The following is a 17,357-nucleotide window of genomic DNA, read 5'->3' as shown; positions in this document are numbered from 1 at the left end:
ATCGGCGGCTTTCGAGGGAGGTGAACATGCGGTTGATTGGCTGTTTTTTATTGGCGCTGACGTCGAACCAGGCGCTGGCCCAGGCTTGTGTCGTGCATAGCCAGGCAGAACGGCTCGATGTAAAAGTCTGCCAGCAGAACCGCAATATTCCGCAGAAACTGTTCGCCGACGGCTTCTGCCAGCCAAACCTTGCCGGACAAAAAGTCGAGGTACAGTACGTCGATCAATGCCCTGGCGGCGCGTTTGGCATCTGCAGCAATGCCCAGGTCGCCAATATGCCCTACCGCCAGGATATTCACTATTACGGCGTAGCCAGCGATGCGGCCTATTTGCAGCCGTTCTGTGAAGGACAAAGTCAGGGCAACTGGCTCAAACCTTAAGCGAGCCAGTCCAGAGTCAGGATCAATCGCCGCTCCCCCGGCGCCAGCTGCGGCGAGCGATGGATCATGCCCATGCCCTCATTACCATGCCACTTCTCGCCTTTGAGCAGCGCCACATCGCCACAGGCAAACTGCTGAACCGCATGCGGGTCACCCGGTTCAGCGTCAGGTTGCCCCAGACATCGACGATCCATCACACCTTCCTTTAGCCACTGGCTGCCCGCGCCAGCGTACGTGGTGATCAGCCGTACCGGCACATGGTCGACGTGAAAACGCGGGCACATGGCCTTGTCCAGCGTTCGCAGGCGCAGACCGACACGTTTGGCGCCCAGCAGGCAGGCAAACGCACTGACCAGCCAGGAGACATCGGTGATGAAGCCTTCATAGCCGTGCAGATCGCCAAAGCCTGCGGCGAGACCGTCCAGTGCCGGTTGCGCGTCCTCGTGCGGCAGGTCGAGCACCCGCGATTCGGCCAGAGGCTGATCCATGGAAAGCACCATTGCCGCAAAATCACTGATGTGCGCCGGCAGTTGACGTTGCCAGACCGCCAGGTTGGTATCGTCGTCCAGAATTTGCGTCAGGATCCGCGGGGTATCGCCCTGAACCTGGCGTACCGGCACTTCCCGCTTCGGACTGGGCGCCAGCATCACGCTGCGGCCTCGTCATGCCAAGGGCCGAACGGATCCGGCAGCAAACGCCAACTGTCGACACCCAGGGCCATTTCCGCGTCACTGAGCAGGCAAGCGTCCAGCTCGGCGGTCAGTTGCGTGAAGTCGATATTCTGGCCGATGAATACCAGCTCCTGCCGGCAATCACCGGTGGCGGGAAGCCAGTTTTTCAGGATGGCTGCGGTGCTTTCCTCATCTTGCGGCCATTGGCTTTTCGGCACGAACCGCCACCAGCGCCCAGCGAATCCATGTCGCATCAAGCCGCCGGCCTGGGACCAACTGCCCGCTTCCTCATGTTTGCTGGCCAGCCAGAAGAAGCCCTTGGAGCGCAGGAGCTTGCCATTGGTCCACGGACGGTCGATAAAACTGAAAAAACGCTGGGGATGAAACGGCCTGCGCGCCCGGTAAGCTGCCGAAGCGATGCCGTATTCTTCTGTTTCGGGCACGTGCTCACCGCGCAGCTCCTGCAGCCAGCCCGGTGCTTGAGCCGCGCGCTCGAAGTCGAAAAGGCCTGTGTCGAGGATCTTTTCCAGCGGTACTTGGCCCATGACCATGGGAATGATCTGCGCCTGGGCGTTGAGCCGTTCCAGAATCGCGATCAACTCCTCCCGTTCGTGACGGCCAATCAGGTCGATTTTGCTGATCAGAATCACATCGGCGAACTCGATCTGCTCAATCAACAGATCAGTAATGGAACGCTCATCCTCCTCCCCCAGGGTTTCGCCGCGTGAAGCGAGGCTTTCGGCCGCCTGGAAATCCAGCAGGAAATTGACCCCATCGACCACCGTTACCATCGTGTCCAGCCGTGCCACATCCGCCAGGCTGCGGCCTTGTTCATCACGAAAAGTAAAGGTTTCCGCCACCGGCAAGGGTTCGGAAATCCCCGTGGACTCGATCAGCAGATAGTCGAAACGGCCTTCCCTGGCGAGCTGGCCGACTTCTTCCAGCAGGTCTTCACGCAACGTGCAGCAAATGCAGCCGTTACTCATCTCCACCAGTTTCTCTTCAGACCGGCTTAGGGTGACATCTCGCTGGACTTCGCTGCCATCGATGTTGATCTCGCTCATATCGTTGACGATCACCGCGACGCGCAGGTTGTCGCGATTGCGCAGGACGTAATTGAGCAGTGTGCTTTTACCGGCGCCGAGAAATCCGGACAGCACGGTTACAGGGAGACGATTGGGCACCAGGTATATCCTCATCGGGCGGGCCGCGCTGATGCGGTTGAATGCATGTCGCGGCTCTTTTCTTCAGGCTTGGGTTCGGTTCAAGGTCTAAGCCTTTTTAATGTTATAGTATAACAACAACATTTAACCAGCCTCTCGGCTCCACCGGTCTGAAGTAAAAAACATGCGCAGTTTTCTGAAATTCGTATTCGCAAGCCCGATGCTGCTATTGGCGCTAGATGCTTCAGCCCAGAGCCCTATGTTGGCAAACTGCACTCGCAGCGCGAATTTACTGGCCTGTGTCGATGGGCAAGGTAATGCCTACAGCGTCATGACGGCCGGAAACACCCTGTATCTCCGTGGATTTGAAGTAAATGGCCGCCGCTATTGGGCACAAACCACTAGCCGCTATGGCCAGCTGACGTTCTTTACCGGAATAGCTTCTGACGGAGAGACCTGGGTGGGATACAGCCGGCGCGTAGGTTGGACGACACTCAACCGTTTCTCGAGCTCGGGTGGAAGCACTGGGAAATTTTTATGCGGACGCATAAGCGGTTGCCAGGACGCACCACGCTGATGTTTCACGTGGAACGGTACGAAAAGCCCTCACACCCAGCAAAATGAAACTGCGTTCATGAACTAGTGCTCGTCGAGCACACTGTTATAGTATAACGTTTGTTGTGTACCTATGACGGACCTTGAATATGAATGCGTTCACTCTGCCGGACGTTGCCGCGCAGGCTTCGCGCCAGGCCTTGGCCCTTGACTGGGTAGGCATGTGCGGCATCGCGGTACCCGTATTGATCGACGGTCAGCGTCTTAACGCGATCGCTGATGCCGGTGTCAGCCTTGACGACGGTGAAGCCCGAGGCATCCATATGTCACGCTTGTACCTGGCGCTGGAGCTGCTCGAAAGCGCAGCGCTGTCTCCCATGCTGTTACGCCGAATCCTCCAGCAATTCCTCGACAGTCACGCCGGTCTGTCCGACGCCGCCTCGCTGAGCATTTGTACCGATCTACTGTTCAAGCGCCCTGCGCTAGTCAGCCCACTGGCTGGCTGGAAGCGCTATCCGGTCAGCATCGAGGCCCACCTGAAAAATGATGTGTTCCACGTGGAACTGACCATTCAGATTGCCTACTCGTCCACCTGCCCTTGCTCGGCCGCGCTCGCTCGTCAGTTAATCCAGCAGCAATTTGTAGACGACTTTGCCAATAAAGCGCTCGAGCACGCCGGAGTCCTGGCCTGGCTAGGCTCATCAAAAGGCATCCTCGCCACGCCTCACAGTCAACGCAGCACGGCCACGGTGAAGCTGAGACTGAACAGCGACGTCGACGAATTGCCGCTGCTGTCGCTCATCAACGAAGCCGAAGCAGCCCTCGGCACGGCCGTACAAACCGCCGTGAAACGGGCAGACGAACAAGCCTTCGCCCTCGCCAATGGTCAAAACCTAATGTTCTGTGAAGACGCCGCGCGGCGGCTGAGCATGGCTTTGAGGCGATCCCCCGATATCGCCTCCCTCGATGTGCGAGTGGTGCACGCCGAAAGTTTGCATGCCCATGACGCTGTGGCACAAAGCCGTTGGGTCAGGGAGGCACTGTGATTCGTTGCCAGTCATTGCGCTGGGGCGCCCCGGGCCACCCCCTCACACCCCCGTTGAACATAGAGCGGCCGGCGGGAAGCCTGACGGCCATCGTCGGAGCCAACGGTGCGGGCAAAAGCAGCCTGCTGAAAGTGCTGGCGGGCCTGCAAAAACCCCTATCCGGCAAAGTCGTGCTGGATGTTCCACGTCGCGGCAGCGTCTCGTTTCTGGCGCAACAGCAACATCTGGATCGGCAATTTCCAATCAGCTTGCAAGAGCTGGTGGCGGCGGGATCCTGGGGGAGCAGGCACACGCCAGCGATGCGCCGCCATCGCTTGAAAGCCGTACTGCAAGACTGGGCGTTGGATGGCCTGGAGCATCGCTCGTTAATGGCGTTGTCGGGAGGCGAGTTGCAACGCGCCCTTCTCGCCCGTTTGAGTTTGGCTGAAGCGCCCCTGCTGTTGCTCGACGAACCCCACGCCGCCCTCGACGAACAAGGCCAGGCGCTACTGTGGAAACACCTTCACGGCTGGCATGCCGAAGGCCGCACCCTGGTGGTGGTTTGTCATGATCTCGCTGCGGTGCGCCAACATATTCCTCATACACTATTGGTCAGCCAGGCCGGTTGCACGCTGGGCCGCAGTGTCGATTTGATTTCCCAACAACCCCTCACGCAGGTGGCCTGATGCTCGCGGCCACCCATCTCTGGCAACCCTTTCAGGAATTTGTCTTCATGCGCCGGGCGCTGCTGGGCGGCCTGGTATTGGCGTGCAGCACGGCACCGCTTGGGGTGTTTTTGATTCTGCGACGCATGAGCCTGATAGGCGACGCCGTCGCTCATGGCATCTTGCCCGGAGCCGCACTGGGTTTCTGGTTTGCCGGGCTGAGCCTGCCAGCCCTGACGCTGGGCGGACTCGGTGCAGGCTTGAGCATGGCCGGGGTGGCAGCCTGGATTACCCGTCGCACCGGTCTGCGGGAAGACGCCAGCCTTGCGGCGATCTATCCCATTTCCCTGGCCGCCGGTGTGTTGATTCTTGGTATGGCCGGCAAACGCCTGGACTTGCTGCACCTGTTGTTCGGCTCCGCGCTGGCGGTAGATGGCCCGACACTTACCGGCATGCTCTGGGTTTCGGGGGTCAGCCTGCTCGCGATGGCGCTGATTTACCGACCGCTGTTGCTCGACACCCTGGACCCTCTTTTCCTGCAAACCGTCAGTCGGCTGGGCCCACTGGCCCATGGCGTATTTCTGACCTTGGTCGTGCTGAATCTGGTCATCGGCTTCCAGGCCATCGGTGCACTGATGGTGGTCGGTTTGATGATGTTGCCGGCTGCCGCTTCACGATTCTGGAGCCGCCGTTTGCCGGTTCTGATGGGAGTCGCGGCGCTGCTTGGATGTGTGTCGGTGTGGCTCGGACTGCTGTTGTCATTCCACTTCTCGCTACCCAGCGGGCCGGCCATCGTACTGGTGGCGGGCGCGTTGTATCTGCTGTCCGTAGTGTTCGGTCCGGTGCACGGTTTGCTGCGTCGCCCGCCTTTACTCACATCCCAATGAGGTGTTTCCCGATGCGCGTTCTGCTCGTGCTGTTCAGTCTGATGCTGTCCTTATCCACGTCTGCAGCCGAAAAGCTCCAAGTGGTGACCAGCTTCAGCATCCTTGCCGACATGACCCAAGAGGTCGGCGGCGAGCATATCCAGATCACCAACCTGGTGGGGCCGGACGCGGATGCTCACACTTACGAACCCACCCCAGACGACGCCAAGGCGTTGCTCAGCGCCAAACTGATCATCAAGAATGGTCTGGGTTTTGAACCGTGGCTGGATCGCCTGGTCACCAGCACCGAAACCAGCGCACCGGTGATCAGCGCCAGTCGCGGCGTTATTCCTCGTTCGCTGGATGAAGAGGGCGAGACCGTCCCCGACCCGCATGCCTGGCATAACCTGGCAAACGCCGAGCTGTACGTCAGGAACATCACCAAGGCGCTGGAGACCGCCGACCCGGCCCACCAGGCCGACTACGAACGTAACAGCCAGGCGTATCTGAAAAAGATCTATGCGCTGCTCGCCGATGCCAAGGCCAAGCTTGGTGCCTTGCCACCGGGCAATCGCAGGATCGTGACGTCCCACGATGCCTTCGGCTACCTGGGACAGGCCTATGGCATTGAGTTTATCGCGCCCCAGGGGCTGTCCACTGAACGGGAGCCCTCGGCCGCCGATGTCGCGGCGCTGATTACCCAGATACGCCAAGCAAAAGTAAAAGCCGTGTTCATGGAGAACATCAAGGACGCGCGCCTGCTCAAGCAGATAGCGGCTGAAAGCGGTGCGCACATCGGCGGCACGCTGTACTCCGATGCGCTGGCGGCCAGCGGACCGGCTAGTTCTTTCATCGGGCTGTTCGAGTACAACCTGAATACGTTGTACGACGCGTTGCGCCGGCCATGATTTGCAAGCGCCCTTGAACGAACTTCCGTGGGAGCAAAGCTTGCTCGCGACGCGCACGAGCCTTGCTGCCACAGATCAACCAGGTCATGTACGCCAGAGCTGGATTCAAGCCCTCGGCTTGACCGTCCCGCAATCCTGCCCCAGCCACACGGCGCGAGTGTCCAGGCTGCCGTTCTGCTGGATACCGGTGGCATTGAATGTGCCGTTCACCGCCGTAGTGAATTCCCGATCACTCTGGAATGTTGCCACCCCATTGCCTTGGGCTTTCGGACAACTGAAACGAAACTTCCACTGATTGCCGGTGCGCTCGGTGATCTGCTGCTTGCACCCCGATTGCGGGTCTTGCAGCGGAATGTCATTGGTCTGGACCTGCTCCGGGGTCAGGCATACGCGAATACCCTTGCCACCCATGGTGATGCCCTGCTTTTCCAGCATCGCCCGTTGCTCCGGGGTGATCTGGTTTTGCAGTTGGCCAAGAATCAGTTGCAGGTCCGGCAGATTCTGGTTGTCGACCTTCATATTGCTTGTAGTCAGTTCCCACAACCCTGGTTGAAGCATCTGCGCCTGAGCCGCCACAGAAACCGACAAACCAATCGTCAGGGCCAAACCCAGCAGGCAAACTTTCATCACAAGCACTCCAGAGGACAGGTGGCCGTTAGACGTCTCCCACAGGCTTCGGTTCAGGCTCGGCAGGAGTGAATTAATTAGCGACATCCGTCGTGGAACATGGTCTGTTAAGCATTGAAACTTCAGGAGCAAGGCTGCCCCATGGATTACTTCGGCCCGCATGTTTTCGGTTACCTGATCGCACTGCTTCACACTCTGGGTTCCATCGCCGCCGTTCACGCGGTGCTTACGGTGCGTACCGCTCAGGGTTCCATCGCCTGGGCCCTGTCGTTGGTATTTATCCCCTACCTGACATTGATTCCCTACCTGGTTTTCGGCCGGAGCACGTTCGACGGCTATATCAAGGCGCGCCGGCAAGCCAACGAAGAAATGCGCAAAGCGGTTTCCGAGCTGAACTGGCGGCCATGGGTCGAAGAAGCCCTCGCCGCCCGCGCCTCTGAGGCCTACGCCTCGTTACGGGCGATGCCCAAGCTGGGCCGCACGCCGTGCCTGGCGAACAACCAGGTGCGCTTGCTCATCAATGGCTTCGCCACATTCGAGGCGATTTTCGAGGCCATTGAGAGTGCCCGGGAAGCCGTGCTGATTCAGTTTTTCATCATCCACGACGACCGCCTCGGTCAACGTCTGAAAACGCTGCTCCTGAAGAAAGCCGCCGAAGGTGTTGCGGTGTATCTGCTGTATGACCGCATTGGCAGCCATTCCCTGCCCCACCGCTACGTCCAGGCTTTGCGTGATGGTGGGGTCCATGTCAAAGCCTTCGCCACCCGTAGCGGCTGGCTCAACCGATTCCAGGTCAATTTTCGCAACCATCGCAAAATCGTCGCGGTGGACGGCGTCTTGGGTTTCGTTGGCGGCCATAACGTGGGCGATGAGTACATGGGTGAAAAGCCGCCCTTGGCGCCATGGCGCGATACCCATGTGGAAGTACGCGGGCCCGTCGTGGCGAGCATGCAAGAGTCGTTTGCTGAAGACTGGTTCTGGGCGGCCCGCTCATTGCCGCCGCTCATCCTGCCGGACGCGTACCCGGATGATGGCGTACTCTGCCAGTTGCTGGCCAGCGGCCCGGCCGACGCGTACGAAACCTGTTCACTGTTTTTTGTCGAAGCGATCCATGCGGCCAGCGAACGTGTCTGGATCACCACGCCGTACTTCATTCCTGATGAAGCGGTATTCGCTGCGTTGCGCCTGGCGGTATTGCGCGGGGTAGACGTGCGCATCTTGCTGCCCTCACGCCCGGACCATAAGGTCGTCTACGCGGCGTCGAGCCTGTACGCGTTCGAAGCCGTACGGGCCGGCGTGCGGGTGTTTCGTTATGAGCCGGGCTTCCTGCACCAGAAAGTCGTGCTGATTGACCGGGAAATCAGCGCCATCGGCAGCGCCAACCTGGACAATCGTTCGTTCCGGCTCAACTTCGAGGTGATGCTACTGACCGTGGATATTTCGTTCGCCACTCAGGTCGAGCAGATGCTCGAGGACGACTTCGCCCAAGCGCTGGAAATAGACAAACAGGAAAGCCGGGAGACCCACCGCCTGCAGAAGATCGGCATGCGGATCGCCCGGCTTATTTCCCCGATACTCTAAGTGGCACACATCTGATCAAGGGGTATAGATGTCGTCGCGAGTCCAGGGCAATTCATGGCTGCCATCGGCGTGCGTCTTCACCGCCAGGATCTGGTGCAGGTTGATCCACCCCTTGGCGAATGCGTAGGCGCATCCGGCCAGATAAAGCCGCCAGATCCGCAGCGCTTGCTCCGGCACTTCTTTGGCGGCGGCCTCAAGGTTGTCTTCCAGCCGCTCACTCCAATGATCGAGCGTGCGGGCGTAATGCATGCGCAGGCTTTCCACATCGACAATCTCCAACCCCGCTTCGCTGATCTGGGCGGAAATCATCGACAGGTGCGGCAGCTCGCCATTGGGGAACACATACTTCTCAATGAACTCGCCCGCGCCACGTCCGACCGGGCGGCCATCAGTGTGCTTGGCGGTGATGCCATGGTTCATCACCAAGCCACCCTCGCGAACCGCGCCGAAAAGCGTTTTGCAGTACTGCTGGAGATTGGCATGACCGACATGCTCGAACATGCCGACGCTGACCACCTTGTCGAAGCGACCGTCCTGGGGCAGGTCCCGATAGTCGAGCAACTGCAACTCCACTTGATCCTCCAACCCCTGCGCCTTGACCCGTTCCCGAGCGAGGGTCAGTTGCGCCTGGCTGAGGGTAATGCCGAAGACCCTGGCGCCGAATTCCCGGGCAGCGTAACGGGCCAAACCACCCCATCCGCACCCCACATCCAGCAGATAATCACCGGGTTGCAGACGCAGTTTGCGACACAGATGGCGGAATTTGGCTTGCTGGGCTTGTTCGAGGGTTTCGCTACCGGTCTCGAAATAGGCACAGGAATAAGCCATGTCGCTGTCGAGCCACAGCTGATAGAACGCGTTGGAAAGGTCGTAATGATAGGAAATCGCCTTGGCGTCGGTTTCCTTGTCGTGAACTGAACGCACGGGTTGATTCGCGCCATCGTCTTCCATCAGCGCCTGACTCAGTTCATCACAGACGCGAATGACTTCGTTGATCGAACCTTCGAGTTCCAGCTTGCCTTCTACAAACGCCGCACCCAGCGCGTTCAGACTGGGGTGGGTGAATTGCGCGACCATTTGTGGGTCCTTGACCACGATCGTGACGCTGGGGTCGGCACCCAACGTAAACTCATGGCCGTCCCAGAGCCGCAGCCGAAGCGGTAAATGCAGATTCTGTAAGGCCGGTGGAAGTTGCGCGAGCATGAGATATCCCCCTTGTTTCAGACGACTGAAATGAGGGTAGACCATCCTAGAAAAATAGCAGGCTATCGAATTTATAGCCTTTTTCTATCGCCTTCCACATCTACTGTTCTAACCAGTAACTCCCTGAAGGGGTACACCCTCTGCGTAGCTGACTATGAGTATGGCCTACAGTTCGCCGAAATTCCCCTTTGGTCGAGGGTCTCGATTTTCAACAGCGGTTCCTGAAACCGCAAAAGACGCCCGGCATTACCCAAGACCAGCAACGTGCTCACGTTATGCAGCAATGCCGCGATCATCGCCCCAGCCGCGCCAAGCCAACCAAACGCGGCGAAAGCGATGATCGCCAGCGTCCAGCCCAACCCGATGATCACGTTGACCTGCAACGTGCGCCTGCATCGACGACTCAGGCGCACGCAGGTGCCGAGGCGGCGCAGGTCACTGCCGATCAATACAATGTCCGCCGACGCAAGCGCGATGTCCGAGCCACCCGCCCCCATCGCTATGCCCACTACTCCGGCCTTGAGCGCCAGGGAATCATTGATGCCATCCCCCACCACCATGGGTCGCAAGCCGTGGTCGATCTCGGCCATGACCCGTTTAAGTTTGTCTTCAGGCAAAGCGTGAGCCTGCACTTCGCCAATACCGATTTCCCGCGCCAGTCTGTTGGCTACGCTCTGGCGGTCCCCGGTCAGCAACAACTGGCGCCCCAGGCCCAGCGCCCGCAACTCAGCCATGGCCTGGCGCGCTTCCGGCTTGGTGCTGTCGGCCAACAACAGCCAGGCGATGAACGTTCCCCCCAAGGCCAGGCCGGCAATAGGTCCGTCATGGTCAGGGATCGGCGAAGTCTCGATCCTCAACCGGGCGAACAACTCAGCCCGACCAAGAGCCGCCTCACCTTGGTCGGTCATCGCCACCACACCCAACCCTTGGTGTTCGTGGATTTCGGTCAGCGGCAGATATTTTTCCGGCGCCACCAACCCAGCCAACGCACGACTGACCGGATGGCTGCTGGCCGAACCGAGGCTGGCGGCCAATGGCAGCAGAAAGGATTCATGCTCGCGGACGCTGTCGATGGATTGCAGGCGAAGGATGCCGTGGGTGAGCGTGCCCGTTTTGTCGACGACCAGCGAGGTCAGGTCCGCCAGTTCCTCCAGGAAGGCCGCACTACGGATCAGGATTCCATGACGCGCCGCGACTGCGATGCCGGCAACCGCCGTCGCCGGAGCTGACAGGACCAGTGCGCAAGGACACGCTGCCACCAACACCGCCAGCATCGCCTGGGCGTCGTTTGTAACGAACCAGGTCACCGCCGCCAACAGCAACACCAGCACCAGATAGCTGGCGGCGTACCGTTCAAGCAACCGGGTGATGGGCGGCTTGGAACGCTCGGCGTTTTGCATCAGGGCAATGACTCTGCCCAGCGTCGACTCATCCCCCGTGCGAGTCACTTCCAGGCGTAGCAGGCCATCGAGGTTGATCGCGCCCCCAAAAACCTCAGTGCCCACCAGCGCCTCCAACGGCACCGATTCACCCGTAATGGGCGCGGTGTCGAGACTGGCCTGGCCAGACAGGACCCGACCATCCACCGGCACCCGATCACCGGCGCGCACCTCCACCACATCGCCGGGTTGGAGCGTGGCGTTGTCGACTTCGATTATCGAGCCGTCGGCCTGAACCTTGCGCCCCTGGCTTCGGGTCAGTTGGGCGAGGGCATCGATGGCTTCCTGGGAACCGAGGACGCTGCGCTCCTCCAGCACGTGACCAAAGGTCATGATGATCGGCAACAGCGCAGCCGTCAGCAAATCCCCCGTGGCCCAAGCGCCGAGCATGGCCAGGGCAATCAGTTGATCGGTGACGCCATGCAGGCTCGGATATCGCAGGCTGTACCAGGCCGAACGCATCACCGGTACAGCCACCAGCACGGAGGCCAATCCCCACAGTAATTGACTGACAGCATTCTGCTCTGGTGCCCATCCGCGCCATACCAGACCCAACGCGAGCAGACCGAGGGCAATCATCGCCAGCGTCAGTTGCCGCGCAACCGTACGCTGTTCACTGGAAGACAACATGGGCGCGGTGAGGGTTTCGGCGTTCATTGCTCAGCTCCCTGAATGATCAGGCGGGAATCGTCTTGCGGATCGACCGTTGTCACTGAACCGGCCTGGCGAAGAATCCCGGGGATACGTTCACGATAAAGACGTAGCAACATCTGAGGATCGCTCTCCTGAGTCTTCGCCAGGCTGAGGACCGTAGCAGTGTCAGCCGAGGCTTTGGCGAGCCGTTCACTGGCCTGAGCATGGGCAATCTGAAGGGCACGGTCGGCGTCCTCGCGGGCGGTCTGGGTCAGTTTCTCGGCTTCGGTGCGGGCGTTCGCCACGGCTTGGTCTGCCTGCTGGCTAGCGGTCAGTACCGCATTGAACGCACTCACCGCAGGGCCCGGAAGGCTCGATTGCACATCGACGCGCACCACCTCGATCCCTAGCCCCTGCCCTGTCGCGGCAAGATCGGCCAAGCGTCGATTGATGCCCTGGAGCAGATCACTGCGCAAGCGTTCACGACGTTCGGCCGCCTGGTTATCGCGGCCGATCAATTCGGGACGAGCCACGAGAATCGTATCCAGGTCCCGTGCTGCAGTAAGGCTTATGGCGCTGCGGGTGACCAACCGGTCCAGCGCCGGCAACACATGCTCGCCCTGTACAACGAAGGCATAGGGCTCGCTGACTTTGTAGAACACCCGCACATCCAGCTGCACCACTCCCGCGTCACCGGTCAATAGATAGCCAGAACCGGCCAGTGCATCGCTGACCGGGGAGGCAAAACTGGCGACGCGGTCAGCCTGCAGAGCCGCGTCCGAACGCAGCAGGTTTTCCACCCGCCGCTCCAGGACCCGATCCGCCGCCGGCAGCAAGATCACGTGTTCCACCGGACGAGGCCAAGCAAGCAAAAGGCCGGCATTCTGGACTCGATCCAGGGCGCCGAAACGCAGGATCACTGCACGACTCTGCGGATCAATCTGTCGCACATTTGAAAATGCCCAGGCCAGCGCGGCTAAAACCGTGACGGCATAGAGCGCCAGAAAGGCTAGCCGTCCGGCCTGAATCCAGGGGCTGACGGAGGTATTTGTTCCACGTGGAACCAAACTCATGGCCGTGTTCCACCTAAACGTTCCACGGATGGTGGGCCCTCTACCAAGGCGCGAAACGGTGCGGCGTCGGTGCGCAAAATCAGTTTCGTACCCGGGGAAACAATCGTTCCCAAGGTGTCCAGCGAGCGCAGAAGGTTGTAGAGCTGGGGGGACCCGGCGTATGCCTTGCTATAGATCCCGGCAGCTTCAACACGGGACTGCGCCTCGATCTCAGCCGCTTTCACCTTTGCATCGGCCTGAAGAATCCTCGCATCACGCTCTGCGGCAGAACGAATCTGCGCCGCTTCACGCTTGCCAATGGCGGTGCGCTCAGTAGCAATGGTTTCACGCTCAGCGCGCATGCGGTCCACCGTCGCAGTCAGCGTCACCGACGGTAAGGTCAAGCGCTCGATGCCAACTTGCAGCACCCGAACGCCGTAGGTGCTGAGCAATTGTTGATCAATCTGCTGCCGCAACTGAGCTTCAAAATCGGCGATGCGCACTTGGCTGGCATCGGTGTTGACCAGGCTGGCCAAATCAAAACTGGCGGCGGTGGTTTCCAAGGCTGAACCAACGAACGTGCGAATCTGCCGTGCAGCTTCATCCGGTTGATTCTGCACCGCACGCATAAAGCGCTGAACGTTTTGCGGGTCACCCTGCACCTGCCACGCCACGTAGGCCTGAACAATGATCCGCAATCCGTCGCGGGTACCCACGTCCTGAAGCCCGCTGGAGGTGGTGCGTAATCGCAGGTCCACCGGGATCGCCGCTTCGAACGGTGCCGGCCAGTGCCAGTTCAAACCTGGTTGCAGCAGCACCCGCGCCGGATTGCCGAAACGGGTAATGACCGTCGCCTCTCCCGAGCGCACTTGCACCAGGCTGGCGGCAGCGATAGCAAACGCCACCAGCAGCGCCGCCCAGCCCACCCGGCCCCAAGGAAACGGGCCGGCCACATGTGGATCGTCATGATGGTGATGATGCCCATGGTGATGGTGGTGGCCGGCATGAGCGTGACCGGGATGATCATGGTGATCATGTGAAGAAGACTGGCTCAATGGGCAGCTCCTGGCTGGACCGGGTTAGGCGGCGAGGCGGGATCCGCCGGCAGCGTGAACGTACGCAAATCGAGGGTGGGCGCGTTGCTCCCAGCCCCCAGGCGATGATCGAGAATCAGCAGCTTTGCATTGCCAAGTCCCTGGCTTAGCTGGCTGAGGTATTGCTCCAGCACAAAAGCATGGCCAGCCGTTGCGTAGGCTTGGCGTTCGGCGTTGAAGCGCAAGTCGGCGGCTTGGGCGGTCGCATTGATTTCTCGGGCGGTGGCTTGAGCCTGGTCATGGATGATGCTGGCTTGCAACTGCGCCTGGTTAGTCTGCTGCGCTGCGGCACCACGCTCCCGGGCGATCAGGGCCTGGGCGCCAATCTGCGCCGCTTGCACGCCGTGATAGGCATTGGCGGCGCCGGCCGGCGGATGAATCGCTTCGACCACCGTTGCCAGAATTTCCACACCGCTGTCGAGCCTCTGCAAGTCAGCCTGTACTGCACGGCCGATTTCATCCGCCAGACTGACCCGATCGACACCCAGCAAACCATCGAGCGTCCGCGAGGCGAACTCATGCACCAGAACGCGGCTGGCGGTGCTGCCGATCAGCGCGGGCACATCGGCACTGTTGTAGGTGGCCGCCAGTGCCGCCGCGTCGGTAAGGCCGATGCGATAAATGAAACGTACGTCCATATTGACGATCTGGAAGCTCTGCTGGTCGGCTCGGCGGCTGGCAATGACTTGGGATTTTTCGTTCACATGACTGGCGTCCCACAATCGATTGGCAGCCGCGGGTGCCGGTCCTTCCGCTGAATCAGCCTCGGTAACCATCCGGTTGCCGCCGACGCTGGTGGCCAGTTCATGCACGACGCCGTTCTCGACGTTCAACACCCTGCCCAACGGCCACGGCAAGCCGACTTGCAGGCCAGGGCCGAATACTTCCACCGGTTTACCAAAGCGCTCGTAGATGCCCCGCCCTTGCAACGCAACCTCATGCACACCAGTCAGCAGCCACCCCACCAAGGACACTAGCGCCACCACCGGCAAAAAGGCGCGACGCATGTAGCTGAACGCCCAGATCTGACGCAAGTCGACCCCGAAATGGCTGTGCAGCTCATGTTGCAGCGCCGACAACGGCCGTGGTGGCCAGCGCAGCAACTCGGCGATGACACTTCGGCCCAGCAATGATGGCTCTTGGGAATCCCGGCGCGGGCTGAACAACGACAGCAATGCGCGCAGTAACAATTCCGCCGCCACCAGAGCCGGCAGCACCCCCATCAGCACGGCCAGGCGCACTGGCCAGATGGACGTTTGTGCGGCGAACAGCACGCACAAGGCGCCCAGCACCAGTACGACAATCGCCACCCGGGTCAGCTGAGCCAGCGCCTGGGCCTCCGGCCATTGCTGAGGGGATTGCTGGACCCACTGACGCTCCAACACCAACAACCCGAACGCCAGCAGCAAAGAGAGCACCGCTCCCACACTGGCCGACACGCCGAGCTCGGTCGCAGGTAATTCCAGGTTCCAGGTTTGCTCCAGACTGAACAGCACCAGGAGTGCCCAACCGAGCAGCCACAATGTGGGGCCGCCGATGTGCTTGAGCAGGGCGATCCAACGGAGACTGAGTCGATCCAGCAGGCGCTCATACCAGCCATGGTCATCCACTGGCGGGGTTTCAGAAACCGGGATATCCATAACCGGCATCAGCGCCATGCCCCGCCACTGGGTGATCCACCAGGCCGATTGCAGACCCGCCACCAGCACCCATACTCCGGCACTTTGACTGACCAGCAGCGGCGGCCACATCGACTGCGGCGAGAACAACCCGATGAAAAACGCCACCACCAGACCCAGGCTCGCTACGCCACCCAACCCGAAGGCGATCCGCCTCAAGCGACGCCCCTGAAAGAGCGCCTGCTGGAACCGCGGCAACTGGGCTACCTCTGCCCCCTCGACATCAAGATCGATTTGCATACCACCCCGACGCGGCTCTGTTACATATCGTTACCTTATAACGACTCTTGTGAAATTTATGTTTGAGCACCTTCTCGCAAATTCTCGACCCTGGCCCTTGACCGAGATATTCGAGAACGCACATATTACGATCATAATTTTTCTCAAGCAGAGCGGGAGAAGCGCCATGAGCAACTACGACGTGATCATTCTGGGCGGTGGCCCCGGTGGGTATAACGCGGCGATTCGCGCCGGACAGTTGGGCTTGAAGGCCGCCTGTGTCGAGGGCCGAGCCACCTTGGGCGGCACCTGCCTGAACGTCGGTTGCATGCCCTCCAAAGCATTGCTCCACGCCTCGGAGCTGTACGAAGCGGCCATGGGAACGCCATTCGCCAATCTGGGCATCGAAGTCAGCCCCACCCTCAACCTCGCTCAAATGATGAAGCAGAAGGACGAGAGCGTGGCAGGCCTGACCAAGGGTATCGAGTTCCTGTTTCGCAAGAACAAGGTCGAATGGATCAAGGGCTGGGGCCACATCGACGGGCCCGGCAAAGTGACGGTCACTGGTGAAGACGGCGGCAAGACCACACTGAGCGCCAAGGACATCGTCATCGCCACCGGTTCCGAGCCCACTCCCCTGCCGGGTGTGGCGATCGATAACCAGCGCATCCTCGACTCCACCGGTGCATTGTCCTTGAGTGAAGTGCCGCGTCATCTGGTGGTGATCGGCGCAGGCGTCATCGGCCTCGAATTGGGTTCGGTCTGGCGGCGCCTGGGCGCTGAGGTCACGGTGGTGGAATACCTCGATCGCGTCTGTCCTGGCGTGGATGGCGAGGCCGGCAAGACCTTGCAACGGGCCCTGGGCAAACAAGGCATCCAGTTCAAACTGAGTTCCAAAGTCACCGGCGCCACGTCTTCGGCCAGCGGCGTGCAATTGCAGGTTGAGCCTGCAGCGGGCGGCGAGACGCAGCTCTTGGATGCAGATTATGTGCTGGTCGCCATTGGCCGTCGGCCGTATACCCAGGGGCTGGGGCTTGAGAACGTCGGCCTCAGCACCGACAAACGCGGCCTGCTCGCCAACAAGGGCCACCGCACCGAAGCGCCCGGCGTGTGGGTGATCGGCGACGTGACATCCGGTCCGATGCTGGCCCACAAGGCGGAAGACGAGGCCATGGCCTGCATCGAACAGATCGTCGGCAAGGCCGGCGAGGTCAACTATGACCTGATCCCCAACGTTATCTACACCCGTCCAGAACTGGCCAGCGTCGGCAAGACCGAAGAACAGCTCAAGGCTGAAGGCCGCGCCTACAAGGTCGGGAAGTTTCCGTTCACGGCCAACAGCCGGGCGAAGATCAACCACCAGACCGAAGGTTTCGCCAAAGTACTGGCCGATGAACGGACCGATGAAATCCTCGGCGTACACCTGGTGGGGCCGAGCGTCAGCGAGATGATCGGGGAATACTGCGTCGCCATGGAGTTCAGCGCCTCAGCCCAGGACATCGCGCTGACTTGCCATCCGCACCCTACCCGCTCGGAAGCCTTGCGCCAGGCGGCGATGAATGTGGAAGGGATGGCGACACAGATGTAATGCGTGAAC

The 17,357-nt window shown here is 60.4% G+C and carries 16 protein-coding genes; 8 read left to right on the top strand and 8 right to left on the bottom strand.

Going from position 1 to position 17,357, the window contains the following annotated elements; all coding sequences use genetic code 11:
* Positions 1-26 precede the first annotated feature (26 nt).
* Positions 27-380 (top strand): hypothetical protein, encoded by a 354-nt coding sequence (locus tag HQ912_RS01685; protein WP_047226688.1) that lies wholly within the window; start codon positions 27-29, stop codon positions 378-380.
* Here HQ912_RS01685 and HQ912_RS01680 read toward each other — a convergent pair.
* Complete coding sequence (locus HQ912_RS01680) at positions 377-1,027, bottom strand: DUF1826 domain-containing protein (protein ID WP_173407506.1); 651 nt, start codon at positions 1,025-1,027, stop codon at positions 377-379. The genes HQ912_RS01685 and HQ912_RS01680 overlap by 4 nt on opposite strands.
* A complete protein-coding gene (gene zigA, locus HQ912_RS01675) occupies positions 1,027-2,235 on the bottom strand; it encodes a zinc metallochaperone GTPase ZigA (RefSeq protein ID WP_076383193.1) in 1,209 nt (402 codons plus the stop codon). Before zigA ends, HQ912_RS01680 begins: the two co-directional genes overlap by 1 nt.
* A 163-nt stretch (positions 2,236-2,398) precedes the next feature.
* On the opposite strand from zigA, the gene HQ912_RS27710 reads away from it, so the two are divergent.
* From HQ912_RS27710 to HQ912_RS01655, 5 genes are all read left to right on the top strand, one after another.
* Positions 2,399-2,791: a glutamine synthetase gene (locus HQ912_RS27710; RefSeq protein ID WP_076383192.1), complete on the top strand. Its 393-nt coding sequence runs from the start codon at positions 2,399-2,401 to the stop codon at positions 2,789-2,791.
* Positions 2,792-2,918: 127 nt separating this feature from the next.
* Complete coding sequence (gene folE2 / locus HQ912_RS01670) at positions 2,919-3,815, top strand: GTP cyclohydrolase FolE2 (protein WP_076383191.1); 897 nt, start codon at positions 2,919-2,921, stop codon at positions 3,813-3,815.
* Positions 3,812-4,480, top strand: a complete 669-nt coding sequence (locus HQ912_RS01665) for a metal ABC transporter ATP-binding protein (RefSeq protein ID WP_076383190.1) — start codon at positions 3,812-3,814, stop codon at positions 4,478-4,480. Before folE2 ends, HQ912_RS01665 begins: the two co-directional genes overlap by 4 nt.
* Positions 4,480-5,346 (top strand): metal ABC transporter permease, encoded by an 867-nt coding sequence (locus HQ912_RS01660; protein ID WP_047226683.1) that lies wholly within the window; start codon positions 4,480-4,482, stop codon positions 5,344-5,346. The genes HQ912_RS01665 and HQ912_RS01660 overlap by 1 nt, the downstream gene beginning before the upstream one ends.
* Before the next feature lie 11 nt (positions 5,347-5,357).
* The gene (locus HQ912_RS01655; protein ID WP_173406379.1) at positions 5,358-6,233 is read left to right on the top strand and encodes a metal ABC transporter substrate-binding protein; all 876 of its coding nucleotides are present in this window, start codon (positions 5,358-5,360) and stop codon (positions 6,231-6,233) included.
* Positions 6,234-6,338: 105 nt separating this feature from the next.
* On the opposite strand, the gene HQ912_RS01650 is transcribed toward HQ912_RS01655, so the two are convergent.
* A complete protein-coding gene (locus HQ912_RS01650) occupies positions 6,339-6,860 on the bottom strand; it encodes a DUF3617 domain-containing protein (RefSeq protein WP_047226681.1) in 522 nt (173 codons plus the stop codon).
* Positions 6,861-7,001: 141 nt separating this feature from the next.
* Here HQ912_RS01650 and cls point away from each other — a divergent pair, with 141 nt between their 5' ends.
* Complete coding sequence (gene cls / locus HQ912_RS01645; RefSeq protein WP_047226680.1) at positions 7,002-8,441, top strand: cardiolipin synthase; 1,440 nt, start codon at positions 7,002-7,004, stop codon at positions 8,439-8,441.
* A 15-nt stretch (positions 8,442-8,456) separates the two neighbouring features.
* Here cls and cfaB read toward each other — a convergent pair whose 3' ends face one another.
* The 5 genes from cfaB to hflK (HQ912_RS01620) all read right to left on the bottom strand — a co-directional run bounded on the left by cfaB (position 8,457) and on the right by hflK (HQ912_RS01620) (position 15,781).
* Positions 8,457-9,644: a C17 cyclopropane fatty acid synthase CfaB gene (gene cfaB / locus HQ912_RS01640; RefSeq protein WP_047226679.1), complete on the bottom strand. Its 1,188-nt coding sequence runs from the start codon at positions 9,642-9,644 to the stop codon at positions 8,457-8,459.
* 152 nt (positions 9,645-9,796) lie between these two features.
* Positions 9,797-11,740 carry a cation-translocating P-type ATPase gene (locus HQ912_RS01635; protein ID WP_173406378.1) on the bottom strand — a complete coding sequence of 648 codons (1,944 nt, stop codon included), beginning with the start codon at positions 11,738-11,740 and terminating at the stop codon, positions 9,797-9,799.
* Positions 11,737-12,789, bottom strand: a complete 1,053-nt coding sequence (hflK, locus tag HQ912_RS01630; protein WP_173406377.1) for a protease modulator HflK — start codon at positions 12,787-12,789, stop codon at positions 11,737-11,739. The genes HQ912_RS01635 and hflK (HQ912_RS01630) overlap by 4 nt, the downstream gene beginning before the upstream one ends.
* Positions 12,786-13,823, bottom strand: coding sequence for a protease modulator HflC (gene hflC / locus HQ912_RS01625; RefSeq protein WP_076383186.1), 1,038 nt, complete (start codon positions 13,821-13,823; stop codon positions 12,786-12,788). Before hflC ends, hflK (HQ912_RS01630) begins: the two co-directional genes overlap by 4 nt.
* Positions 13,820-15,781: a protease modulator HflK gene (gene hflK / locus HQ912_RS01620; RefSeq protein ID WP_173406376.1), complete on the bottom strand. Its 1,962-nt coding sequence runs from the start codon at positions 15,779-15,781 to the stop codon at positions 13,820-13,822. The genes hflC and hflK (HQ912_RS01620) overlap by 4 nt, the downstream gene beginning before the upstream one ends.
* A 166-nt stretch (positions 15,782-15,947) precedes the next feature.
* Here hflK (HQ912_RS01620) and lpdA point away from each other — a divergent pair, with 166 nt between their 5' ends.
* On the top strand, positions 15,948-17,348 hold the full coding sequence (lpdA, locus tag HQ912_RS01615; RefSeq protein WP_173406375.1) for a dihydrolipoyl dehydrogenase: 1,401 nt from the start codon (positions 15,948-15,950) through the stop codon (positions 17,346-17,348).
* The last annotated feature ends 9 nt before the right edge of the window (positions 17,349-17,357 follow it).

Source organism: Pseudomonas sp. MPDS, assembly GCF_013283895.1.
Classification (GTDB): Bacteria; Pseudomonadota; Gammaproteobacteria; order Pseudomonadales; family Pseudomonadaceae; genus Aquipseudomonas; species Aquipseudomonas rhizophila.
This window is presented reverse-complemented; position numbering and strand designations above follow the sequence as displayed.

What these genes read in the sequence shown, in the direction of transcription:
- HQ912_RS01685 (WP_047226688.1), top strand. Translation starts at nt 27, where the DNA reads ATGCGGTTGATTGGCTGTTTTTTATTGGCGCTGACGTCGAACCAGGCG.
- HQ912_RS01680 (WP_173407506.1), bottom strand. Translation starts at nt 1,027, where the DNA reads ATGCTGGCGCCCAGTCCGAAGCGGGAAGTGCCGGTACGCCAGGTTCAG.
- HQ912_RS27710 (WP_076383192.1), top strand. Translation starts at nt 2,399, where the DNA reads ATGCGCAGTTTTCTGAAATTCGTATTCGCAAGCCCGATGCTGCTATTG.
- folE2 (WP_076383191.1), top strand. Translation starts at nt 2,919, where the DNA reads ATGAATGCGTTCACTCTGCCGGACGTTGCCGCGCAGGCTTCGCGCCAG.
- HQ912_RS01660 (WP_047226683.1), top strand. Translation starts at nt 4,480, where the DNA reads ATGCTCGCGGCCACCCATCTCTGGCAACCCTTTCAGGAATTTGTCTTC.
- HQ912_RS01655 (WP_173406379.1), top strand. Translation starts at nt 5,358, where the DNA reads ATGCGCGTTCTGCTCGTGCTGTTCAGTCTGATGCTGTCCTTATCCACG.
- HQ912_RS01650 (WP_047226681.1), bottom strand. Translation starts at nt 6,860, where the DNA reads ATGAAAGTTTGCCTGCTGGGTTTGGCCCTGACGATTGGTTTGTCGGTT.
- cls (WP_047226680.1), top strand. Translation starts at nt 7,002, where the DNA reads ATGGATTACTTCGGCCCGCATGTTTTCGGTTACCTGATCGCACTGCTT.
- cfaB (WP_047226679.1), bottom strand. Translation starts at nt 9,644, where the DNA reads ATGCTCGCGCAACTTCCACCGGCCTTACAGAATCTGCATTTACCGCTT.
- HQ912_RS01635 (WP_173406378.1), bottom strand. Translation starts at nt 11,740, where the DNA reads ATGAACGCCGAAACCCTCACCGCGCCCATGTTGTCTTCCAGTGAACAG.
- hflK (WP_173406377.1), bottom strand. Translation starts at nt 12,789, where the DNA reads ATGAGTTTGGTTCCACGTGGAACAAATACCTCCGTCAGCCCCTGGATT.
- hflK (WP_173406376.1), bottom strand. Translation starts at nt 15,781, where the DNA reads ATGCAAATCGATCTTGATGTCGAGGGGGCAGAGGTAGCCCAGTTGCCG.
- lpdA (WP_173406375.1), top strand. Translation starts at nt 15,948, where the DNA reads ATGAGCAACTACGACGTGATCATTCTGGGCGGTGGCCCCGGTGGGTAT.